At 50.5% G+C, this 19,887-nt stretch carries 15 protein-coding genes; 6 read left to right on the forward strand and 9 right to left on the reverse strand.

The features are described 5' to 3' along the window. Positions 1-245: 245 nt before the first annotated feature. From EZV72_RS11800 to grpE, 4 genes are all read right to left on the reverse strand, one after another. Positions 246-722 (reverse strand): c-type cytochrome, encoded by a 477-nt coding sequence (locus EZV72_RS11800; RefSeq protein WP_137167433.1) that lies wholly within the window; start codon positions 720-722, stop codon positions 246-248. A gap of 158 nt (positions 723-880) precedes the next feature. After that, positions 881-2,011: a molecular chaperone DnaJ gene (gene dnaJ / locus EZV72_RS11805; protein WP_137167434.1), complete on the reverse strand. Its 1,131-nt coding sequence runs from the start codon at positions 2,009-2,011 to the stop codon at positions 881-883. Positions 2,012-2,185: 174 nt separating this feature from the next. Continuing rightward, on the reverse strand, positions 2,186-4,111 hold the full coding sequence (dnaK, locus tag EZV72_RS11810) for a molecular chaperone DnaK (RefSeq protein WP_137167435.1): 1,926 nt from the start codon (positions 4,109-4,111) through the stop codon (positions 2,186-2,188). Between the two features lie 100 nt (positions 4,112-4,211). Next, positions 4,212-4,856 (reverse strand): nucleotide exchange factor GrpE, encoded by a 645-nt coding sequence (grpE, locus tag EZV72_RS11815; protein ID WP_137167436.1) that lies wholly within the window; start codon positions 4,854-4,856, stop codon positions 4,212-4,214. 279 nt (positions 4,857-5,135) lie between these two features. Here grpE and EZV72_RS11820 point away from each other — a divergent pair, with 279 nt between their 5' ends. After that, a complete protein-coding gene (locus tag EZV72_RS11820) occupies positions 5,136-8,480 on the forward strand; it encodes a PAS domain-containing hybrid sensor histidine kinase/response regulator (protein WP_137167437.1) in 3,345 nt (1,114 codons plus the stop codon). Positions 8,481-8,488: 8 nt separating this feature from the next. Here EZV72_RS11820 and EZV72_RS11825 read toward each other — a convergent pair whose 3' ends face one another. After that, on the reverse strand, positions 8,489-9,130 hold the full coding sequence (locus EZV72_RS11825) for a response regulator transcription factor (protein WP_137167438.1): 642 nt from the start codon (positions 9,128-9,130) through the stop codon (positions 8,489-8,491). A gap of 125 nt (positions 9,131-9,255) precedes the next feature. Beyond that, positions 9,256-11,583: a TonB-dependent receptor gene (locus EZV72_RS11830; protein WP_137167439.1), complete on the reverse strand. Its 2,328-nt coding sequence runs from the start codon at positions 11,581-11,583 to the stop codon at positions 9,256-9,258. 205 nt (positions 11,584-11,788) lie between these two features. On the opposite strand from EZV72_RS11830, the gene EZV72_RS11835 reads away from it, so the two are divergent. From EZV72_RS11835 to nadK, 5 genes are all read left to right on the forward strand, one after another. Then, positions 11,789-13,084 carry a GntP family permease gene (locus EZV72_RS11835; protein WP_137167440.1) on the forward strand — a complete coding sequence of 432 codons (1,296 nt, stop codon included), beginning with the start codon at positions 11,789-11,791 and terminating at the stop codon, positions 13,082-13,084. Positions 13,085-13,095: 11 nt separating this feature from the next. Further along, entirely contained in the window at positions 13,096-14,295 is a 1,200-nt protein-coding gene (locus EZV72_RS11840; protein ID WP_137167441.1) for an E22 family MetX-like putative esterase, read from the forward strand. Between the two features lie 24 nt (positions 14,296-14,319). Beyond that, positions 14,320-15,294 (forward strand): extracellular catalytic domain type 2 short-chain-length polyhydroxyalkanoate depolymerase, encoded by a 975-nt coding sequence (locus EZV72_RS11845; RefSeq protein ID WP_137167442.1) that lies wholly within the window; start codon positions 14,320-14,322, stop codon positions 15,292-15,294. A gap of 21 nt (positions 15,295-15,315) precedes the next feature. Beyond that, on the forward strand, positions 15,316-16,083 hold the full coding sequence (locus tag EZV72_RS11850) for a 3-hydroxybutyrate dehydrogenase (protein ID WP_137167443.1): 768 nt from the start codon (positions 15,316-15,318) through the stop codon (positions 16,081-16,083). Positions 16,084-16,151: 68 nt separating this feature from the next. Further along, positions 16,152-17,027 carry an NAD(+) kinase gene (gene nadK / locus EZV72_RS11855; RefSeq protein WP_137167444.1) on the forward strand — a complete coding sequence of 292 codons (876 nt, stop codon included), beginning with the start codon at positions 16,152-16,154 and terminating at the stop codon, positions 17,025-17,027. Positions 17,028-17,072: 45 nt separating this feature from the next. On the opposite strand, the gene EZV72_RS11860 is transcribed toward nadK, so the two are convergent. The 3 genes from EZV72_RS11860 to EZV72_RS11870 all read right to left on the reverse strand — a co-directional run bounded on the left by EZV72_RS11860 (position 17,073) and on the right by EZV72_RS11870 (position 19,875). Beyond that, on the reverse strand, positions 17,073-17,708 hold the full coding sequence (locus EZV72_RS11860) for a DUF642 domain-containing protein (RefSeq protein ID WP_137167445.1): 636 nt from the start codon (positions 17,706-17,708) through the stop codon (positions 17,073-17,075). Positions 17,709-17,903: 195 nt separating this feature from the next. Beyond that, the gene (locus tag EZV72_RS11865; protein WP_232364412.1) at positions 17,904-18,509 is read right to left on the reverse strand and encodes a DUF642 domain-containing protein; all 606 of its coding nucleotides are present in this window, start codon (positions 18,507-18,509) and stop codon (positions 17,904-17,906) included. Positions 18,510-18,792: 283 nt separating this feature from the next. After that, positions 18,793-19,875 carry an acyltransferase family protein gene (locus tag EZV72_RS11870; protein ID WP_137167447.1) on the reverse strand — a complete coding sequence of 361 codons (1,083 nt, stop codon included), beginning with the start codon at positions 19,873-19,875 and terminating at the stop codon, positions 18,793-18,795. Positions 19,876-19,887 lie beyond the last annotated feature (12 nt).

Below are 19,887 nucleotides of genomic sequence, written 5' to 3' on the forward strand. Positions count from 1 at the left end.
ATAAGTCGCCATATATGGCAACTTTCTTATAAAACGTAGACGAAAGTTGAATTCAGCGCAAAAAAATCCTGCAGTCGCCTGACCGCATGACTGTAAATAATTTTATTTATTTTTTCTTTGTGAGGATTACGGCTACTGCCGCAGAAAGTTTAGTGTTTGCGACGAAGTGCAGGCCTCAATCACGGTCAGTGGATGAAAAAGCACGACAAAGCCTTCAGTAGGGCTTTGCCGGCTAGTTAGCAGAATTACTCTTTATAGTCATCATGGCAGGACTTACAGCTGGCCCCTACTTTGCCGATGGCTTTTTTATACAGACTTTCGTCGCCGGTTTGCGCAGCAGACTGCAAATTTACCGCAGCTGTTTTCAAATCTGCAATTTTAGCCTGCACATCATCAAACTGGTCCCAGATGACAGGGCGGGCTTCAGTGCTGACATCAAACTTGCTGGTATCGACCTGTAAATAGTCGGATAGCATGGCGGCCAGCTGCTCTATCCGCATTCCGTTTGTCTGCATCACCTGTGGATCATAGGCAATAGCCCCTTTAGCCATGCCACCTAACGGGGCCATGTTGCTTTTTATCAGCTGAAAAACCGACTGCCGGTATTCGGTATAGGCTTCGGCGTGCTTTTTATTCATCGCAGGTGTTGGCTCAGCAGCCATCGCGCACGACAGGCTGCTCAGGCTCAGGGCAATAATCAGGGTCTTTAAGGCAAATGTCATGCTCTCTCCGTTGATAGGTATCAGTGGTGTACGGTTGGTTTAATTTTGCACACTTTAAGACTAAAGACCATGCTTGTTTGTCATTTAATGCTAAAAGTAAAAAACCCCCTGTCTTTGCAGACAGAGGGTTTTTAAACGCAGTATTGATGATGCTAAGACTAGTTGGTCAGATCATCAAAAAACTTTTTCACACCATCAAAAAAGCCCTGCTCTTTTGGACGATGCTTTGCTTTTTCGTCGCCCATCGAGTCATCCAGTTCTTTTAGCAGTTCTTTTTGACGGCTGGACAGGTTCACCGGTGTCTCTACCACAACCTTACACATCAGATCGCCAGTAGCGCCACTGCGCACCGATTTCACTCCTTTACCACGCAGACGGAACATACGGCCTGTCTGGGTTTCAGGTGCTACTTTCAGTTTCACTTTACCATCAAGCGTGGGCACCTGCAGTTCGCCGCCTAGTGCCGCAGTAGTAAAGCTAAGAGGGACTTCACAATACAGATTGCTACCATCACGGGTGAATATGTTGTGCTGGCGTACATGTACCTGCACGTACAAATCGCCGGCTGGTGCACCGGCTTCGCCTGCTTCACCCTCGCCGTTTAAGCGAATGCGGTCACCGGTATCCACACCGGCCGGTATTTTAACCGATAGGGTCTTGGTTTTCTCAACCCGGCCCTGACCATGACAGCTGTTACACGGATCAGCAATAATCTTGCCGCGACCCGAACAGGTTGGACAAGTTTGCTGTACCGCAAAAAAGCCCTGACGCATCTGTACCTGACCCTGACCATGACAGGTTGGACAAGTTTTTGGCGAGGTGCCTTTTTTCGCCCCGGAGCCATCACACACTTCACACCCGACCAGGGTGGGAACACGGATTTCTACATCTTTACCGCGTACAGCTTCCTCGAGTGACAATTCCAGATTATAACGCAGATCTGCACCCTGACGGGCGCGGGACTGACGGCCACCACGACCACCGCCAAAGATATCCCCGAATACGTCGCCAAAGATATCGCCAAAGTCAGCGCCACCGCCGAAACCTGCACCACCACGGTTAGGATCGACACCCGCGTGGCCGTATTGGTCATAGGCAGCACGTTTCTGGTCGTCGGTCAGGATCTCGTAGGCTTCCTGAATTTCCTTAAATTTATCTTCCAGCGCTTTATCGCCCTGGGTGCGGTCGGGGTGATATTTCATCGCCATTTTCTTGTACGCTTTTTTAATTTCGCGTTCAGTGGCGCTTTTGTCTACCCCTAGCACTTCGTAGTAGTCACGTTTCGACATATCGCTTACTTTTCCTACTCGTTACCTCAAGTGCCTGATATGCTCACACACTTAAATATTCGTTAACTCTGCAAAAATTGCATCTTTCTTAACACAACAAAGGCGCAACAAGAAGGATCCTGCTGCGCCTGGCTGTTATGTGGCTCCGGCTACATCCGAAGCCCGGACGACAGCTTACTTCTTATCGTCGTCTTTTACTTCTTCAAACTCAGCGTCAACAACATCGTCGTCGGCTTTCTTCTGAGTTTGTTCAGCACCGGCTTCAGCGCCGCCCTGAGCTTGTTGGTTAGCCTGAGCTGCTTCCATCAGTTTGCTGGACGCTTCAACCAGCTCCTGAGTTTTGGCTTCGATAGCTTCTTTATCTTCGCCTTTCGATACTGTTTCCAGTTCGCTCAGTGCCGCTTCAATAGGCGCTTTATCTTCAGCACTCAGTGCCTCGCCAACTTCTTCAAGTTGCTTACGTGTAGCGTGAATCATACCGTCAGCCTGGTTACGTGCCTGAATCAGTTCTTCGAACTTCTTGTCAGAATCACGGTTAGCTTCTGCATCAGCTACCATTTTTTCGACTTCATCGTCGCTCAGACCAGAAGACGCTTTGATTGTGATCTTCTGCTCTTTGCCGGTGTCTTTATCTTTAGCAGACACATGCAGGATACCGTCAGCATCCAGATCCAGAGCAACTTCAATCTGAGGTACACCACGAGCAGCCGGGCGAATACCTTCTAAGTTAAACTGACCCAGAGACTTGTTACCAGCAGCTTGCTTACGCTCACCCTGCAGTACGTGTACGGTCACTGCAGACTGGTTGTCTTCAGCCGTTGAGAAAGTTTGCGACTTCTTCGTTGGAATAGTCGTGTTCTTCTCAATCAGTGTGGTCATTACGCCACCCATTGTCTCGATACCCAGCGACAGAGGCGTAACGTCCAGCAGTAGCACGTCTTTAACGTCACCAGCCAGTACACCACCCTGGATTGCTGCACCAACAGCTACCGCTTCATCAGGGTTAACATCTTTACGCGGCTCTTTGCCGAAGAACTCAGTCACTGTTTTTTGTACCAGTGGCATACGAGTCTGACCACCCACCAGGATGATGTCGTTGATGTCACTTACTGACAGATCAGCATCAGCCAGTGCTTTTTTCACTGGTTCAAGCGACTTGGTTACCAACTCTTCTACCAAAGATTCAAGCTTGGCACGGGTTACTTTGATCGCCAGGTGCTTAGGACCAGTAGAATCAGCAGTGATGTACGGCAAATTTACTTCTGTTTGTTGAGCAGAAGACAGTTCAATCTTCGCTTTCTCACCGGCTTCTTTCAAACGTTGCATGGCCAGTGGATCTTTACGCAGGTCAATGCCCTGATCTTTCTTAAACTCGTCAACCAGGTAAGTGATCATACGGTTGTCAAAGTCTTCACCACCTAAGTGCGTGTCACCGTTGGTCGCCAGTACTTCAAACGTATGCTCGCCATCTACCGCATCAATTTCGATGATAGAGATATCAAATGTACCACCACCTAAATCGTATACTGCAACAACGTTATCGCCTTTTTTCTTGTCCATACCGTAGGCAAGAGCGGCCGCTGTTGGCTCGTTGATAATACGCTTAACTTCAAGACCCGCGATACGACCAGCATCTTTGGTTGCCTGACGCTGAGAATCGTTGAAGTAGGCTGGTACAGTGATAACCGCAGCAGTCACTTCTTCACCCAGATAGTCTTCTGCGGTTTTCTTCATCTTTTTCAGTACTTCAGCAGAGATCTGCGGCGGCGCCATTTTTTCGCCTTTCGCTTCAACCCATGCATCACCATTATCCGCACCTACAATTTTGTAAGGCATGATGTCGATGTCGCGCTGTACTTCGTCATCCTGAAAACGACGACCGATCAGTCGCTTGATCGCAAATAAGGTGTTTTCCGGGTTCGTCACTGCCTGACGTTTAGCAGCCTGACCTACCAGAGTCTCGCCATCATTTGTGTAAGCAATGATAGAAGGCGTGGTGCGATCGCCCTCGGCGTTTTCCACTACGCGAGGTTTGTCGCCGTCTAGAACTGCGACACATGAATTCGTTGTACCTAAATCGATACCGATGATTTTACCCATTACGTGTCTCCGAAACTTTAAACTTTAATTTCTGCACTTTTAGTGGGGTTATTCCCCCACTATTTCAATAGTTATTCGCAAAAAAACAAAAATACTTTGCTTACGCCTGAGTATCTACACCACCCGCTGGGGCGCGCGATACCATTACCATAGCCGGGCGTAACAGACGGCCGTTCAGCTCAAAACCTTTTTGCATAACCATCATTACCGTATTCGGTTCGTGGTCTGCACTTTCCTGCATCGACATCGCCTGATGCAGCTCAGGGTTAAAGGCTTCACCCTGTGGATTAATAACATTCAATCCAAATTTTTCGATGGTGCTTAAAAACGACTTATGGGTCATTTCCACACCTTCAAGCAGCGATTTCACCGCTTCATTACTGGTATCGCCTGCTTCAATAGCTCGCTCAAGGTTGTCGATAACCGGAAGCAATTCACCGGCAAAACGCTCAAGAGCAAATTTGCGGGCTTTATCAACTTCTGCTTCAGCACGGCGGCGGGCATTTTCCATATCAGCACGGGCACGCAGTACGCTGTCCTGCTGCTCATCAAACTTAGCCTGCGCTTCAGACAATGCTTTTTCCAGCTCGTAAATGCGCTGTTCTGCTTCATTTGCAGGTTCCGCATCTTCAGTGACAACTTCACCTTCGGTTACCGGAATTTCCTGCGCTTCTGGCTGCACTGACTGTTCGTTTACTTCAGTCTCGTGCTCCTGTTGCGCTTGCTCGTCGCGCTTTTCGCTCATGCGTACCTCCAACTCAAAAATCAGGGCAAATTTTCATTTACCCTTTCAATAGGGTCACTCAACGCGTTTTCCAGCCCTCTGGCATAAAAATTTCCAACATTTTTTCACTTGGTGTTTTTTTAGCCGGGCAATCACGCTGTGCTTGCTTGTGGCCTAGTAATGGGGCTGAGTCGTAGCTGATCAAGGGTATCCGTATAAAATTTGTGGTTTAGGCGGCTAGCGTCCCGCTTTTTTTACGGTATGTTAGTCTAATCATCTGTTTTTTCGATTTTTATTAACATGATCAGTATATGGACATTAAGCGCTGTGATAGTGGTTTATCTGCTTGCGCTGTTTTTTATTGCTTTTATCGGCGATAAAAAGCTCGAGCCAAACGCAGCGCATCCCTGGTTATACAGCCTGGGGCTGGGAGTGCACTGCACTTCCTGGGCGTTTTTTGGCACCACCACACAGGCCGCCCAGTTTGGCTGGCCGGTGGTGCCCACCTATACCGGCATCATTATTGTCATGGTGTTTATGTTTCCGGTGTTAAAGCGTATCAGCGCACTATGCCGCCAGCATAACATCAGCTCACTGGCCGAGTTTATTGCCCTGCGTTACAACGGCTCTCATCTTATTGCTGCTCTTATCACTATTTTATGTTTTATCGGCGTGGTGCCTTATATCGCCCTGCAGCTTGATGCGATAACCAAAAGCATTAACCTGCTGGCGCCCGGCGCCGATGAAAGTTCCAGTACGATGGGGCTGTATGTGGCAGCACTAATGGCGCTGTTTGCCATATTGTTTGGTACCCGCAGCCTAAGCCTGAAAGAAAAGCATCCGGGCCTGCTGCTCACTATTGCGGTGGAGTCTGTGATCAAACTGGCCGGTTTGAGTATCGTGGGCTGGTTTGTGTGTTATGAGCTGTTTGACGGACCGCTGGATATCATCGGGCAGGCAGCGGCCCACCCAGTCGCCAGTCAGATTATTTATGCTGATAATGCAGGCTGGATTTATGCCAGTCATGTTCTGCTGGGTGTATGCTCCATGTTTGTTCTGCCCCGTCAGTTTCACATGAACTTTGTGGAAAATAACGCCGATCGCGAACTGCACACAGCCCGCTGGCTGTTTCCGCTTTATTTACTGGCCATTACCGCCTTTATTCTGCCCATCGCCCTGGCCGGAAGCCTGTTGCTGGATACCCGCACTGTGCCGTCAGATTTGTTTGTGCTGGCGCTGCCTTTGCAAAGCGGTAATACGCTGGTTGCCCTGATTGCCTTTGTCGGCGGTTTGTCTGCCACCACCAGCATGATCATTGTTGCCACCCTGGCATTAGGCATTATGATTGCCAACAATCTGGTCACTCCGCTCTGGCTGAAGATCCGTTTGCAAAAGCGCGCGGCCACCGCCATGCAAGCGAGCGGTATTCTAAGCATTCGTCGCCTGACTGTGCTGGTTGTACTGACGGTAGCCTACTGGTATCACCTGAATATCAGCCAGTCGGCCCCCCTGGTTAAAAGTGGCATTGTGGCTATTGCACTGGTTTCGCAGATGTTTCCGGCGATGCTGTTTGGTCTTTACTGGTCAAAACGCTCGGTGCTGGCTGCCGGACTGGCTATTCTGGCCGGACTCATCAGCTGGATTATCGGTTTGCTCTACCCCAGCCTGCTAGCCAGTTATTACTTTGACCAGGCTCCAACCGATGCTCAGATGGGCATGGCATTTGTAATAAGCCTTATTATTAACTGTCTGGTGTTTATCATCACCACCCTGCTAAGCCCGGCCCGGCCGCAGGAGTCGTCCGACCCCGGTGTAGTCCGGACGCCCTCATTAATGGTTAATATTGCCGACTTGCTGGCGCTCAGCGAAAGAGTGCTGGAAGGACCAGAACATCGCCAGCTCAGTCAACAGCTCAGTGGCACTCAGGCCGGTGCCTATGCCAGCGACGCTCTGCTTGGTAAAACCGAGCATTTGCTGGCGAATCAGGTTGGCGTGCCCAGTGCCCGTATCCTGCTTGCCGCACTGGCCGAACGACAACCGGCTGATGGCGCCCGTCTGGTTGATTTGGTTGAAGAAGCCACTCACTCATTTCAGTTTAACCATGAACTACTGCAATCGTCAGTGCAGCATATTCAACAAGGCATCAGTGTGCTCGACCAGCAACTGAACCTGCTGGCCTGGAACGACCGCTATGTGGATTTGTTTGCCTATCCGGCAGGCTATCTGCAGGTGGGCATCGGCATTCAGGATCTGCTGCGCTATAACGCTGAGCGCGGGCTGCTGGGACAAAAACACGACGTAGATAGTGAAATCAGTAAGCGGATTGGCTATATGCAGGCCGGCCACAGCTACCAGTATATCCGCCACCAGCCAGACGGCAGAGTGATTGAACTTAACGGCAGCCCGCTGCCAGGCGGCGGCTATGTCACCACCTATAGTGATATTACTGCCTACATCACCATTCAGAATGCGCTTGAAAGCGCCAAGGCAGAACTGGAGGTGCGGGTGGAGGAAAGAACCCGTGAACTGCAGCATGCCCGGGCCGAAGCAGAACAGGCCCACGACAGCAAGTCACGCTTTCTGGCCGCAGCCGGCCATGATCTGATGCAACCATTTAACGCCGCCACCCTTTTTGCCTCTTTACTGGCCCAGAAAACCGTTGGCAGTGAATTACAGGAGCTCAGTGAAGGCGTGACTACCTCACTGAAAAGTGCCGAAAACCTGCTGTCGATGCTGCTGGACATGACCCGCCTTGAGTCTGGTGTGTTGGTGCCTCAACGCAGTCATTTTGCTTTATCCGAGGTGCTATCCCCGCTTATCAGGGAGTTTACGATTATCAGTGCGCAAAAAGGCCTGCAACTGGATTATGTCCCAACTTCTGTGATGGTGTATTCCGATCCGCGCCTGCTGCGCAGAATTTTGCAAAACTTGCTATCAAATGCGGTCAGGTATACCCGTCAGGGCAAGATCCTGATTGGTTGCCGGCGTACCCGGGATAACACCATCACCGTGTGGGTCTATGACACTGGCCCGGGTATTGCCGCCGATAAGCATGAGGCGATATTTACCGAGTTTCATCAACTTGAACAAACGCCCAGTCAGGGACTGGGGCTGGGCCTGACCATTGTGGAGCGAATCAGCCATTTACTACACCATCCGGTATCACTGACATCGACCGAAGGTCTTGGCACCGGTTTTTGTGTGGCCCTGCCCCGCAGCGACACACCACATCACCAATCCACTGTGTCATCTGAGACGCTGCTTGCCGGCGAACTGCCGGTACACAATAAGCATATTCTGGTTATTGAAAACGATGTACAGATCGCCAGGGCGATGCAAAGGTTACTGGAAAACTGGGGCGCACAGGTAACGCTGGCAGACAGTCAGGCCAGCGCACAGGAACAGTGCCCACAGGCACCCGATCTGATGGTAGTGGATTATCATCTGGACCGAGGCAGTCATGGTACTGAGGTGGCAAGCGCTTTAAGGGATTACTGGCAACAGTCAGTTCCCGGTATTCTTAACACCGCCAACCGGGACCCGGGGATACGCGAAGAAGCTGCCCGGTATCAGTTGATTTATGTGCCTAAACCGGTCAAACCGCTGGCCCTAAAACGTGCTTTACGCCAGTGTCTGGCGTTGTGATCGCCGGCTTAACCGGCGCTGCGTTTGCCCAGCAGCTGATTAAACAGCACGCCGGCCTGGGTACGGTTGTTCAGATGAAGTTTTTTGAGTACCGCCGACACATGTTGCTTCACTGTGGACTCAGAAATGGACAGTTCAAAAGCAATTTGTTTATTGAGCAGGCCATTGGCGAGCATTGATAACACCTTGTACTGGTGAGGTGTAAGCAGGGTCAGACGCTGAGTAAACTGACTGGCTTCATCCGACAGTTCACTGTCTGGCAGGTTGGCCGGATACCAGTCGTGTCCTTGCAGAATGCATTCCACAGCCCGGGTAATGTCTGCCAGTGGCGTGGATTTAGGAATAAATCCGGTTATGCCCATGGTTTTGCTGCGATGAATAACCTGCGGGTCTTCCTGCGCCGACACTACCACAACCTGCACATCCGGAAATTCGGTCACCAGGCCGGCAATCCCCGCCAGACCGTCGGCACCGGGCATATTCAAATCCAGAAAAACCAGCTCTATCCGGGGAGTCTGACGCAGTACCTGCCGGGCCTGCTCAAAATCATCAGCCTGATAAATATCCGGCCCTAACTGCGTGCTTATTGCCTGTACCATGGCGGCACGAAATAAGGGATGATCGTCGGCAATTAACACAGGAACAGACATAGTTACACTCAATGTATCGTTATCATTATGTTATGAGTGTATCAACAGATTGCTGCCGCTACAAAGACAAAAGCCGCCGGAGGACGGCGGCTTCATACAATATTTTAACCCGATAATGGCGACGGTCAGAACCGGTAGCCGACGGTCAGATGGACAGTTCGCGGGTCGCCATAATAGCCAATCAACGTAGTATCGTTACCCAGCCCCGGGCCAAAGCTGCCGTCTTCATTACGGGTGACAAAATCATATCCCCCCACCAGATATTCTTCGTCGGTCAGGTTTTTCAGATGAATTCCGCCAAACCAGTTGCCCTGAGTGCTTTCCCAGGTGGCACTGACATTCACCATGCCATAGGCATCCTGCTCAATCAGGTCGCTGGTTTCAAACAAAAGATAATCATCACGATAATAGTAGTTTGCATTGAATGTGAAGTAACCATACTGACTATCGAGCGTATATGTTGTTCCGACATTCAGGGTGTTTTCCGGCGTGCTGGCCAGCCCGATAAGCGGCGGAACCGCGTTATTTTCTTTGATCTCAAAATCAATAAAACCATAGGCAATATCAAACGACAGGTTGTCGCTGGCCACATAGGTCACTTCCAGCTCTATACCATCGGCCGCGGTTTCAGCGGCATTACGCAGGCGCTGTTGTAACGCTGTGGGATCATCGGAGTTGCCTTCAATGCCGATATACTGGCGATCCTTGTGGTCATAACTGAACAAGGTGGCATTAACCCGCAGCTGGTCGGTCAAATCGCTTTTCACCCCCAGTTCAAAAGAGTCAACCACCTCCGGACTCACGCCAGGTTCGTTAACCGTTGCCCGCGGGTTGAACGTGCCGGACTTAAAGCCCTGCGAATAACTGGCAAACAACAACATATCGCGGCTGTACTGATATTCCACCCCGACTCTGGGCGTGAAGCGGGACCAGCTTTCCTGCGCCGGCGCATCAGGTACACCGTCACCGTCGGTGTCATTACCCAGTACCTGGGGAATAAATACATCGTCAGGACGCACAAAGCCGTCTATCCAGCCGCTTTGCGGATACAGGTTGTACAGCACCGTTCCGTTAAATACCGCCGCCTGCTTTTCCTCATCGGTATAGCGGGCACCCAGCGATACCGACAGTTTGTCGGTTACATCATAACTGGCCTGGGCATAAGCAGCCCAGCTTTCGCTGTTGTTACACCCTGACACTTCCCGGGTAAAACCCGGCGTCCCTTCAGGAAAAATGCCGGCTGCTGCAAAATCGCGGCCCAGCACGCCAAGCACAGCATCAAACACCCCGCAGGACTCGCCATCATAAAAATACAGACCGCTGACCAGCTTCAGGGTCTCTGCGGTATAGTTGAACTGCACTTCATGGGTGTCGTTTTCATCTTCATAAATCGCCGGTACGTCAAAAATATCCAGCTGCGTGTTGTCAAAGTCGATGTTGGTGGGTGAATAACTTTCCCGGTGCGACCCGATATACTTGACCTGCATGCTGTCGTTAATGTCATACCGTGCCATCCAGCTGTAGCCATCAAGCTCTACTGTATTGGTGGTGGGCAGGCTGGTGTATGAGTCAAACACCGAGTCTGGCTGGGGCGCGTCGGTGCGCAGACTGGGCAGCAGACGGTAACCGCCCTTGGCATTGGAATCATCCTGGGTTTTATCCCATCCCAACCGGAAAAACAGATCATCGGTTGCCTGTATCTCCAGAGTGAGCCGGGCTGCCCATAAATCTTTATTGTAGTTTTCCCGATCCTGCCCGGGTTGCGCCGAGACTAAAAATTCACCAAAACCATCACGATTAAGATTGGCATAACCAAACCCCAGATACACTTTATCTTCAATCAGCGGGTACTGACCGGTCAGTTTAACATCCCGCTGACTGTAGCTACCCAGGGTGCCGGTGACGGTCAGCTCAGGCTCGCCGGACATTTCCCGGGTTACGTATTTAACCGCCCCGCCAATGGTGTTTTTTCCGTACAGGGTTCCCTGCGGCCCGCGTAATACTTCTATGCGCTGAACATCGAGCAAGTCGAGTACCGCGCCCTGCGGACGGGCAATATAAACATCATCCACATAAATTCCCACACCCGGTTCATAACCCCATAGCGGGTCCTGCTGACCCAGCCCGCGAATAAAGGCGGTCAGGGTCGAATTAGTGCCCCGACTGGTCTGCAACGTGGTGTTAGGAGAAAACTGCTGGACTTCGGTGAGCACACTGATGCCTTTTTCACTCAGCTCTGCCGCGCCCAGTGACGTAATCGCCACCGGTACTTCCTGCAAAGTTTCTACGGTTTTACGGGCAGTGACCTCAATGCGTTCCAGCTTGCCTTTTTCAGGCCCGACCGGCGCAGTCTGCTGGGCCATTACCGGTGCAGCCAGCAGAGCACCGGTTACCGCTATGGCACAGTGGGTCAGCCGGCGGGGGTGATGAGGGTTCGGGTTTATGCGTGTCATGTGTTGTCCCTGATTATTCTGATTAACGTTAACTACTTGTTAACTTGTGTTCACAAATCAATCTAATCTAAAAGGTAAGCCCGGGTAACTAGTACCTTAGTACGTAGTACGAAGGTGTTATAGGCATAACTTGCTGATTAACGACAAAATAACATTTGTCTTTATATGGCTGTGCAGTCATCAAATATAAAAAAGGAAATGCCGAATGTTGAGTATGACTGGCCTGATTGCTGGCCTGTTACTTCTGGTTGTGCTGACAATCAGGGGAATGAATCTGTTTATTGCCGCGCCACTGTGCGCGCTGTTGGTGGCGCTGACCAACGGTATACCGGTGTTTACCGGAGACGCGAATTTTGTTGGTTTGTATATGGAAGGGTTTTCCGGCTTTATTGCGGCCTGGTTTTTCATGTTTTTGCTGGGCGCCATTTTTGGCAAGTTTATGGAAGATACCGGCGCGGCAGATGCGGTTGCCCGCTGGATTATCAGCAAGCTTGGCTTTAAGCATGCGGTACTGGCGGTGGTACTGGCCTGTGCGGTACTGACCTACGGCGGTGTAAGCCTGTTTGTGGTCGCCTTCTCGGTGTATCCGATGGCGGTGAGCCTGTTTAAAGATGCCAACCTGCCCCGCCGGTTTATTCCGGCGACACTGGCATTTGGCTCAGTCACTTTCACCATGACCTCAGCCGGTTCGCCGGAAATTCAGAACTGGATTCCGATCAAATATCTGGGCACCAGTCCGTTTGCAGCCTGGGAAGTCAGCCTGGTGGTAGCGATCTTTATGGCCAGTTTTGGTTACTGGTGGTTAAAACGCATGATTGGCAAAGCGGTGGCAAATGGTGAAAGTTTTGAAGCCAGAGAGCACGACCCGCAAATGGCAGAGCGGGATTATCCGCATCCGGTGACCGGTATTTTGCCGTTGCTGGTTGTGCTGGTTCTGTCATTTTTGCTGCACGACGCGCTGGCTCAGTATGCACTGATCATCGCGCTGTCTGGCGGCGTTTTGAGCCTGATGATTATTAACTACCGTTATTTTCAGAATTTAGCCGGCGCCATCAATGCCGGTACCACTGGTGCGCTGGTTGCCATTGGAAATACTGCTGCGGTGGTAGGTTTTGGCAGCATTGCCAAAGACACTCAGGCCTTTGCCAGCACGGTTGAATTTATGACTCACCTGCCCGGTAATGAACTTATCGGCGCTGCCATTGCGGTGAGTGTTATCGCCGGGCTGACCGGCTCGGCGTCCGGAGGCCAGGTGATTGTGCTGCCACTCGTGGCGCCGCATTACATTGACCAGGGCGTGGAGCCTGAGCAGTTGCACCGGATTGTCTCGATTTCTTCAGGCGCGCTGGATACACTGCCACATAATGGCTACGTGGTGACCACCATACGGGCTATTTGCCATGAAACCCACCAGGCGGCCTATAATGCGATGGCTGCGCTGACGCTGGTGACGCCGGTCATTGGCCTGGCCATGGCAATCGCTCTGTTCAGTGTGTTTTAAGGAGAAAACCCATGTTAAAAACTCTGTTTGCCGCCGGGCTGCTGACCCTGTCCGGTACGTCTCAGTCTGATTCAGGCCAGGCCCGTACCGGTGAGTTGCCACTAGTTACAAAGCATACCTATACCACCACAGACTTTACCTTGTTCTCTGGCAACACCCTGCCTGAGGTAAAAGCGGGCTGGGAAAGCTACGGCACGCTTAATGACAACAAAGACAATGTAATCCTGATCACCCATTACTTTTCCGGTACCTCCCACGCGGCGGGTAAATACACTGAGCAGGATGCCGAACCCGGTTATTGGGATGCCATCATAGGACCGGGAAAAGCCATCGATACCAATCGCTTTTTTGTCATCAGCGTGGACTCTCTGGCCAATTTGTCTGCTTACGATCCCCATGTAGTGACTACCGGTCCGGCTTCCATCAATCCGGCCACCGGCAAACCCTACGGGCTGGATTTTCCGGTGGTTACTATCCGTGATTTTGTGAATCTGCAAAAGCAGGTGCTTGAAAGTCTGGGGATTCACCGTTTACACGCTGTTGTGGGCCCGTCTATGGGCTCCATGCAGGCAATGGACTGGGCCGCGACTTACCCCGATAAAGTGGCGCGGGTGGTATCGGTAATAGGCACCGGGCAAAGTGACGCCTGGACCACAGCCTATCTGGAGCATTGGGCCACGCCCATCAAACTGGATAAAAAATGGCAAAACGGCCACTATGCCAAAAATGATCCTCCCATTGATGGGCTGACCGCCTCACTGGCGCTCATCACGCAGCAGGCGCTAAATCCGGATTTTTTCAATACCCAGGGTCACGAGCTGAATTATCAGGCGCTGGAGCAAGGCCCTCTGCACGACATCAATACACCTCATTCGATTGTTAGCTGGCTGAATCAGCGCGCCGGTGAACGGGCCCGTCTGATGGATGCCAATCATCTGTTGTACCTGGTGCGGGCGTGTCAGCTCTTTGTAGCCGGTCACGGTGATACTATGAGCAAAGGGCTGGATAATGTTTCTGCCCCCACCCTGTTTTTACCGGCCTCGTCCGATTTACTGCTGATGCCCTATATGGCCCGACAAGCCTATCAGTATATGCAGGGCGCCGGGAAACCCGTGCAGTATGATGAGTTAACCGGTACGCTTGGTCATCTTGAGGGCGTGGCCGGCATACAGCAGTATGGCCCCCAACTGAAAACCTTTTTAGAACAGTAACGTTTGCATTAACCTGGACTGCCCATGAAAAAAACATTGTCTGCAACTCTGTCTGCCCTGCTTGGAATTGGCATGGTGAATGCCGCCTCACTGAACCTGGATCTGGACCAAATTACCGTGTCCGGGCTGTCTTCTGGTGGGTATATGGCAAACCAGTTTCACCTGGCGCACAGCGACTGGGTTAACGGTGCTGCAATTATCAGCGCTGGCCCCTATGGCTGTGCCCGCAATGACATCACTGTTGCGCTGGCCGAATGCGTCGATAAAACCAGTGAGGACACGGATCTTGATGCGCTAAGTGCCCAGGCCGCCAACCTGGCAAAAAACGGCAAAATTCCGACGCTGGATAACCTGTCCGGCGACAAAGTCTGGCTATTGCACGGTACCCGGGATACCCGGGTCGCCGATGGTGTCACCGACATGCTGGCCAGGCAGTATCAGGGCTGGGTCGGCGAGCAAAACATGCAATATATTGCAAATAAACCGTTTGCCCACGTCTTTCCTACTAAACACAGCGGCGATAACTGCCAGACTTCGCAGAGCCCGTTTATTGGCAATTGCGATTATGATGCTGCCGGCGAATCACTACAGTTTTTGTATGGCGAGCTGAACCCACCGGCCACCGAATTAAGCGGTGACATCATTACGTTCAACCAGCACAAAGTGGCTGGCAGCGATGCCGATACGCTCGCCGAAACCGGCTATGCGTATGTGCCCCAGCCATGTGCTGATGGCGAAAAATGCCGGGTACATGTCAGTTTTCATGGCTGTAATCAGTACGCTGATGCGGTGGGTACAGCCTATGTAGAGCAAACTGGTATTAATCAGTGGGCGGATACCAACCAACTGGTTGTGGTCTATCCGCAAACCCGAAAATCACTGTTTATGCCATTAAATCCTCAGGGATGCTGGGACTGGTGGGGTTACACCAATAAGCATTATGCCACCGCAAAAGGGCCGCAGATTAAAGCGGTGGAAGCTATCGTTCGTTCGCTCTAATACTCAGTAAAAGGAATCTTTATGTCTTCGTTAAATGTGTTTATTACCGGCGGTGCCAGTGGCATCGGTTTTGGCATTGCCTCAGCGCTGGCGGCCTCCGGCCACCATGTCATTCTGGCTGATATCAATGAAGATGCAGCGAATAGCGCCGCATCCCAGCTTAGCGAACAGGGCTTCAGTGCGTCTGCCGTGGTGGTGGATGTAACCAGTGCCGAGAGTGTCAGTGCTCTGCCCGGCCAGCTTCAGGACACGCCTGTCGATGTGCTTGTTAACAATGCCGGCATTCAGCATGTGGCTAAACTGGAAGAATTTCCGGCGCAAAAATGGCAGCAGCTGATTAACATTATGCTGGTTGGCCCTGCGCTGCTGACACAGGCGTTTTTACCTGACATGAAAGCGCGCAATTTTGGCCGCATTATCAATATTGGCTCTATTCACTCCCTTGTCGCCTCACCATATAAATCAGCGTATGTGTCGGCCAAACACGGTTTACTGGGGCTGGCGAAAACCCTGGCGCTGGAGATAGGCGAAGCAGATATAACGGTGAATACCATTTGCCCGGCGTATGTTAAAACTCCGCTGGTTGAAAAGCAGATTGCCGACCAGGCCAAAGAAAACGGGATTAGTGAAGAGCAGGTAATCAACGAAATTATGCTAAAACCCATGCCCAAAAAAGCCTTTATCACGATAGAGGAACTGGCCTCCACCGCACAGTTTTTGATCAGCGATGCAGCCCGCAATATCACCGCCCAGACACTGGTCCTGGATGGTGGCTGGACCGCCCGCTAACGCTTTCTTTTTCGCGCTTTTTTATGCTAATGTCCAACACATAGTGTTCCAAGGACGTTAGCATCATCATGCCCTACAAAACGGTTGGTCTGATTGGTAAACCCGGTCATGCTGAAACCCAGACTACCCTGAATCATCTGATCGATTTTTTTCACCAGAAAGGCTGTACCATCCTGATTGAAGAAAGCATTCAGCATGAGCTGAATAATCCTGATGTGCCCGCACATAATCTGGTGACCATTGGCCGTGACGCCGATCTGGCAGTGGTTGTAGGTGGTGACGGCAGTATGCTGGGCGCAGCCCGCGTGCTGTCGCGGTTTGATATCGATGTGGTGGGTGTTAACCGGGGTAATCTGGGCTTTTTGACAGATATTCATCCGGATGACATTACCGAACAGCTGGATCTCATTTTTAATGGGGATGCTATTGTAGAACAGCGCTTTTTACTGGAAGTGGGCGTTTATCGCCATGAAAAACTGAAAAGCAGTAATACCGCAGTAAACGAAGTGGTGCTGCATCATGGCAAAGTGGCGCATATGATGGAGTTTGAGATTTATATTGATGAGCAGTTCGTATTCAGTCAGCGCTCTGACGGCATGATAGTTTCCACGCCAACCGGCTCTACCGCGTACTCTTTATCTGCCGGCGGGCCCATCATCATGCCCCGGCTTGATGCCATGTCGCTGGTGCCGATGTTTCCTCATACTCTGAGCAGTCGTCCGATTCTGGTTGATGCCAATTCTCAGGTATCTATGCGGGTATCAAAAGTGAACAGTGACAGTTTGCAGGTCAGTTGCGACAGCCACATCGTGTTGCCGGTATTGCCGGGTGATGAAATACGGGTACAAAAGAGCAAGGATAAATTGTCTTTAGTTCATCCTAAAGGCTACAACTACTTTAATGTGTTAAGAAACAAACTAAGCTGGGGCAGTAAACTCTACTGAATAAAAAATTGCCGGGGCCGTCGCGCTTACCCCGGCAAAGTGAAGTTAGTTCGCTTTGTCTTTGGGCTTGCGGTTTACTCTTAAGCCCAGGGCAAACAAACCGGCTCCCAGCATGACCAGTGTCATCGGCTCGGGTACCTCAGCAGCGCTGACATCGACGGCATCCAGAAAGTTGCCGTATGAGCCACGGTTTTGTGAGGTAAACCGTAAAGTAGACTGAAAACTGACCGCATCAAACTGGGTTTCAAATACCTGCCAGGATTTTTGCAGATGATCATCAATCAGTTGTGAAAACAGCACATTGTTTGTGTCGTCCAGTATCTCAAACAAAAAGGCTTCCCCGCTTGAACGACGTGACGCATAAGCAAAGCTGACATCATAGGACTGGTTCGCCACCGTCATAAAACTCTGGTAAACAGACCAGGCGCCCTGATTGGGGCCGTGTGCATTTAACTCCGCATGCTGGTCGCCATCAAACGAGGCAAAATTTTGCAAGCTATCCCAGATTTCAACATTGCTGCCATTCCAGCCATCGACTTGATCTGAGCTGAACCAGCTCCACGAGTTGTTGCGAATATCATTGTTTTCAAAGCTTCCGTTCACTATCAGCCCTGCACTAGCAGAGGCACTGGCGACCATCATGGCACCCGTTAACACTATATTTTTAACAAGATTTTTCATACTACAGCCCTCTGGTAGCCACCGCAGATAACGTGTGGAAGTCAGTACAACACAGTATGTGCTGCTATGGGGGAAATAGTACACAGGAGGGGAAGCGGGAAACAGGACACTAATCGGCAATTTTGCTACATATTAGCATCGGGAAGAAAAAACAGCAGCCTGACCGGCAGGCTGCTGTTTGTCACGCAAAAGAGCTTACCTTTGACGTCTGCGAGCGGCGCCAAGTAATAATACAGAGGCACCAAAGACAGCCACAGAAGCAGGCTCAGGCACCTGTGCCGAGACAACCTGTACGCCGTCTATAAAGTTGCCCAGTGTGCCGGTACTGGCATAGTCTGCACTGAAACGAATGGTAGAAACATCACTGGCCGCAGTAAATGTGGCCTCAAATACCTGCCAGCTGTTTTTCAGGTGATCATCAATCGTCTGGGAAAACAACACCGTGTTGGTATCGTCCAGAATCTCAACGGTGAAGATTTCGTTGTTGTTGGTTCTGGCTGCATAGGCAAAATCAAAATCATATTTCTGGTTTTCAGCGGTAGAAAACGACTGAAAAATACTGAAATCTTTTTTGCCTGATGAGTTCAGTTCAATAAAGTTATCGCCTTCAAACGCGGACACACCATTGAAATTGTTCCAGATTTCAATTTTGCTGCCCGACCAGCCGTCGACTTTTTTCGATTTAAAGGTTTTGTAAGTGTTGTCAGACAACAGATTACTTTCAAAGCTGCCGTTTTCAATCAGGCCGGCTGAGGCCTGAGCACTTACAGCCAGCAGTAGTCCGGCTACTGCCGTTGTCATTATTTTGTTCATTAATTTGCCTTTTAACGTCCTTAATCAATTAGCACGCTTAAACCTGAAAATGTCACATCAGCACGAAGTTTAACTGATCAATCAGTCATTCCTGCCCCAGCAACTATGGGTAAAAGTAAGCGCTTTGCCAGCTAATACTGCAATTAGCCATAAGATTTAAGCATCAAGCATGCTACAGGCAAATAATGAAGACAAATAGTACATTTACTATATAAAGTGCTACAGATTCAGCCAGTTCATTACATCCGGTGTATATTTATTTGCTACTTTTTCAGGCCGGATTTGTCCCTACCACCGCCCTGCGTGGTGATTCGTACAGATATTTACCTGCGCCACTGTGCGTGTATTTCCAGATAAACAAACTACCGGCTGTCATGAATACCAGTGCCACAACCGGTGCAAACAGGGCCCACGCGGTAGCAAATGCGTTATTGTTAAACCAGCCTGCACTTATCATCATGGGCACCAGCACAAACACCAGCAGCTTCAGCAGAATATGGTGAATGATATAAATAGACAGGGTGTTTTTACCTATCCAGCGTAAAACCGCAATATCGGCGTGCTCCTGAAACCAGTTAATAAAAAACACCATAATAGTGACAAACATCAGGGTATTGAGCAGCCCAACATCTACCCCGATAAAACCCAGCCCCACTTTGGCAGCCAGAATACCGCCGATGTACAAAAACGCTTTGTGGCTGATATTGTTGATCATGGGAAACAGCACCGGGGCGAAAAACACACCGATGGCGTAGAAAATGCCATTTTTTACAATACTGCTGGTTGGAAATTGCAGATTGTAATAACTGCTTAAAAAATGACAGGCCAGGAAAAAACCGATCGCAAAACCGGGCCGTGACGACATCACCTTACACAGAATAAAATAAACAGGCAGCGCGTACAGATACCACAGGCTGCTGGTACCAATGAGCGTCAGTCCGGCGAAAGTACCCAGGTCGTTGGCATAATTTGAAATCATCGTCTCGGTGGCTGGCTTTTCAGCGCCCACACTCCACATGATGTAACTGACTGCGGCCCATTGAATAAGACTCCACAACACATAGACATACCAGATGGTCTGCACCCGTTTAAACCAGACCTCTTTCCACTGATACTGGGTAGCAGCACGATGCACCAAAAAGCCTGAAATCATAAAAAACAGAGGCATACGGATGGGGACCAGTTTCTGGCTCAGCAACTCATAAATATTGGCTGCGGTGGCAGTGATGCCGGATAACTCCAGCCCCGGTATGCCATACACAGACTGGATGCCGTGGTGAAAAACCACCAGCAATATCGATATGCCCTTGGCCAGGTCTATCCAGCCTATGTGATTTCGGGATGAGGTTGCCATGTGTGCTCCAAG

Source organism: Salinimonas lutimaris (assembly GCF_005222225.1).
GTDB lineage: Bacteria > Pseudomonadota > Gammaproteobacteria > Enterobacterales > Alteromonadaceae > Alteromonas > Alteromonas lutimaris.

Coding starts and splice junctions, on each gene's coding strand:
- nadK (WP_137167444.1), top strand. CDS start 16,152: ATGCCCTACAAAACGGTTGGTCTGATTGGTAAACCCGGTCATGCTGAA.
- EZV72_RS11850 (WP_137167443.1), top strand. CDS start 15,316: ATGTCTTCGTTAAATGTGTTTATTACCGGCGGTGCCAGTGGCATCGGT.
- EZV72_RS11825 (WP_137167438.1), bottom strand. CDS start 9,130: ATGTCTGTTCCTGTGTTAATTGCCGACGATCATCCCTTATTTCGTGCC.
- EZV72_RS11870 (WP_137167447.1), bottom strand. CDS start 19,875: ATGGCAACCTCATCCCGAAATCACATAGGCTGGATAGACCTGGCCAAG.
- dnaJ (WP_137167434.1), bottom strand. CDS start 2,011: ATGTCGAAACGTGACTACTACGAAGTGCTAGGGGTAGACAAAAGCGCC.
- EZV72_RS11840 (WP_137167441.1), top strand. CDS start 13,096: ATGTTAAAAACTCTGTTTGCCGCCGGGCTGCTGACCCTGTCCGGTACG.
- EZV72_RS11860 (WP_137167445.1), bottom strand. CDS start 17,708: ATGAAAAATCTTGTTAAAAATATAGTGTTAACGGGTGCCATGATGGTC.
- EZV72_RS11830 (WP_137167439.1), bottom strand. CDS start 11,583: ATGACACGCATAAACCCGAACCCTCATCACCCCCGCCGGCTGACCCAC.
- EZV72_RS11845 (WP_137167442.1), top strand. CDS start 14,320: ATGAAAAAAACATTGTCTGCAACTCTGTCTGCCCTGCTTGGAATTGGC.
- EZV72_RS11835 (WP_137167440.1), top strand. CDS start 11,789: ATGTTGAGTATGACTGGCCTGATTGCTGGCCTGTTACTTCTGGTTGTG.
- EZV72_RS11800 (WP_137167433.1), bottom strand. CDS start 722: ATGACATTTGCCTTAAAGACCCTGATTATTGCCCTGAGCCTGAGCAGC.
- EZV72_RS11865 (WP_232364412.1), bottom strand. CDS start 18,509: ATGACAACGGCAGTAGCCGGACTACTGCTGGCTGTAAGTGCTCAGGCC.
- dnaK (WP_137167435.1), bottom strand. CDS start 4,111: ATGGGTAAAATCATCGGTATCGATTTAGGTACAACGAATTCATGTGTC.
- grpE (WP_137167436.1), bottom strand. CDS start 4,856: ATGAGCGAAAAGCGCGACGAGCAAGCGCAACAGGAGCACGAGACTGAA.
- EZV72_RS11820 (WP_137167437.1), top strand. CDS start 5,136: ATGATCAGTATATGGACATTAAGCGCTGTGATAGTGGTTTATCTGCTT.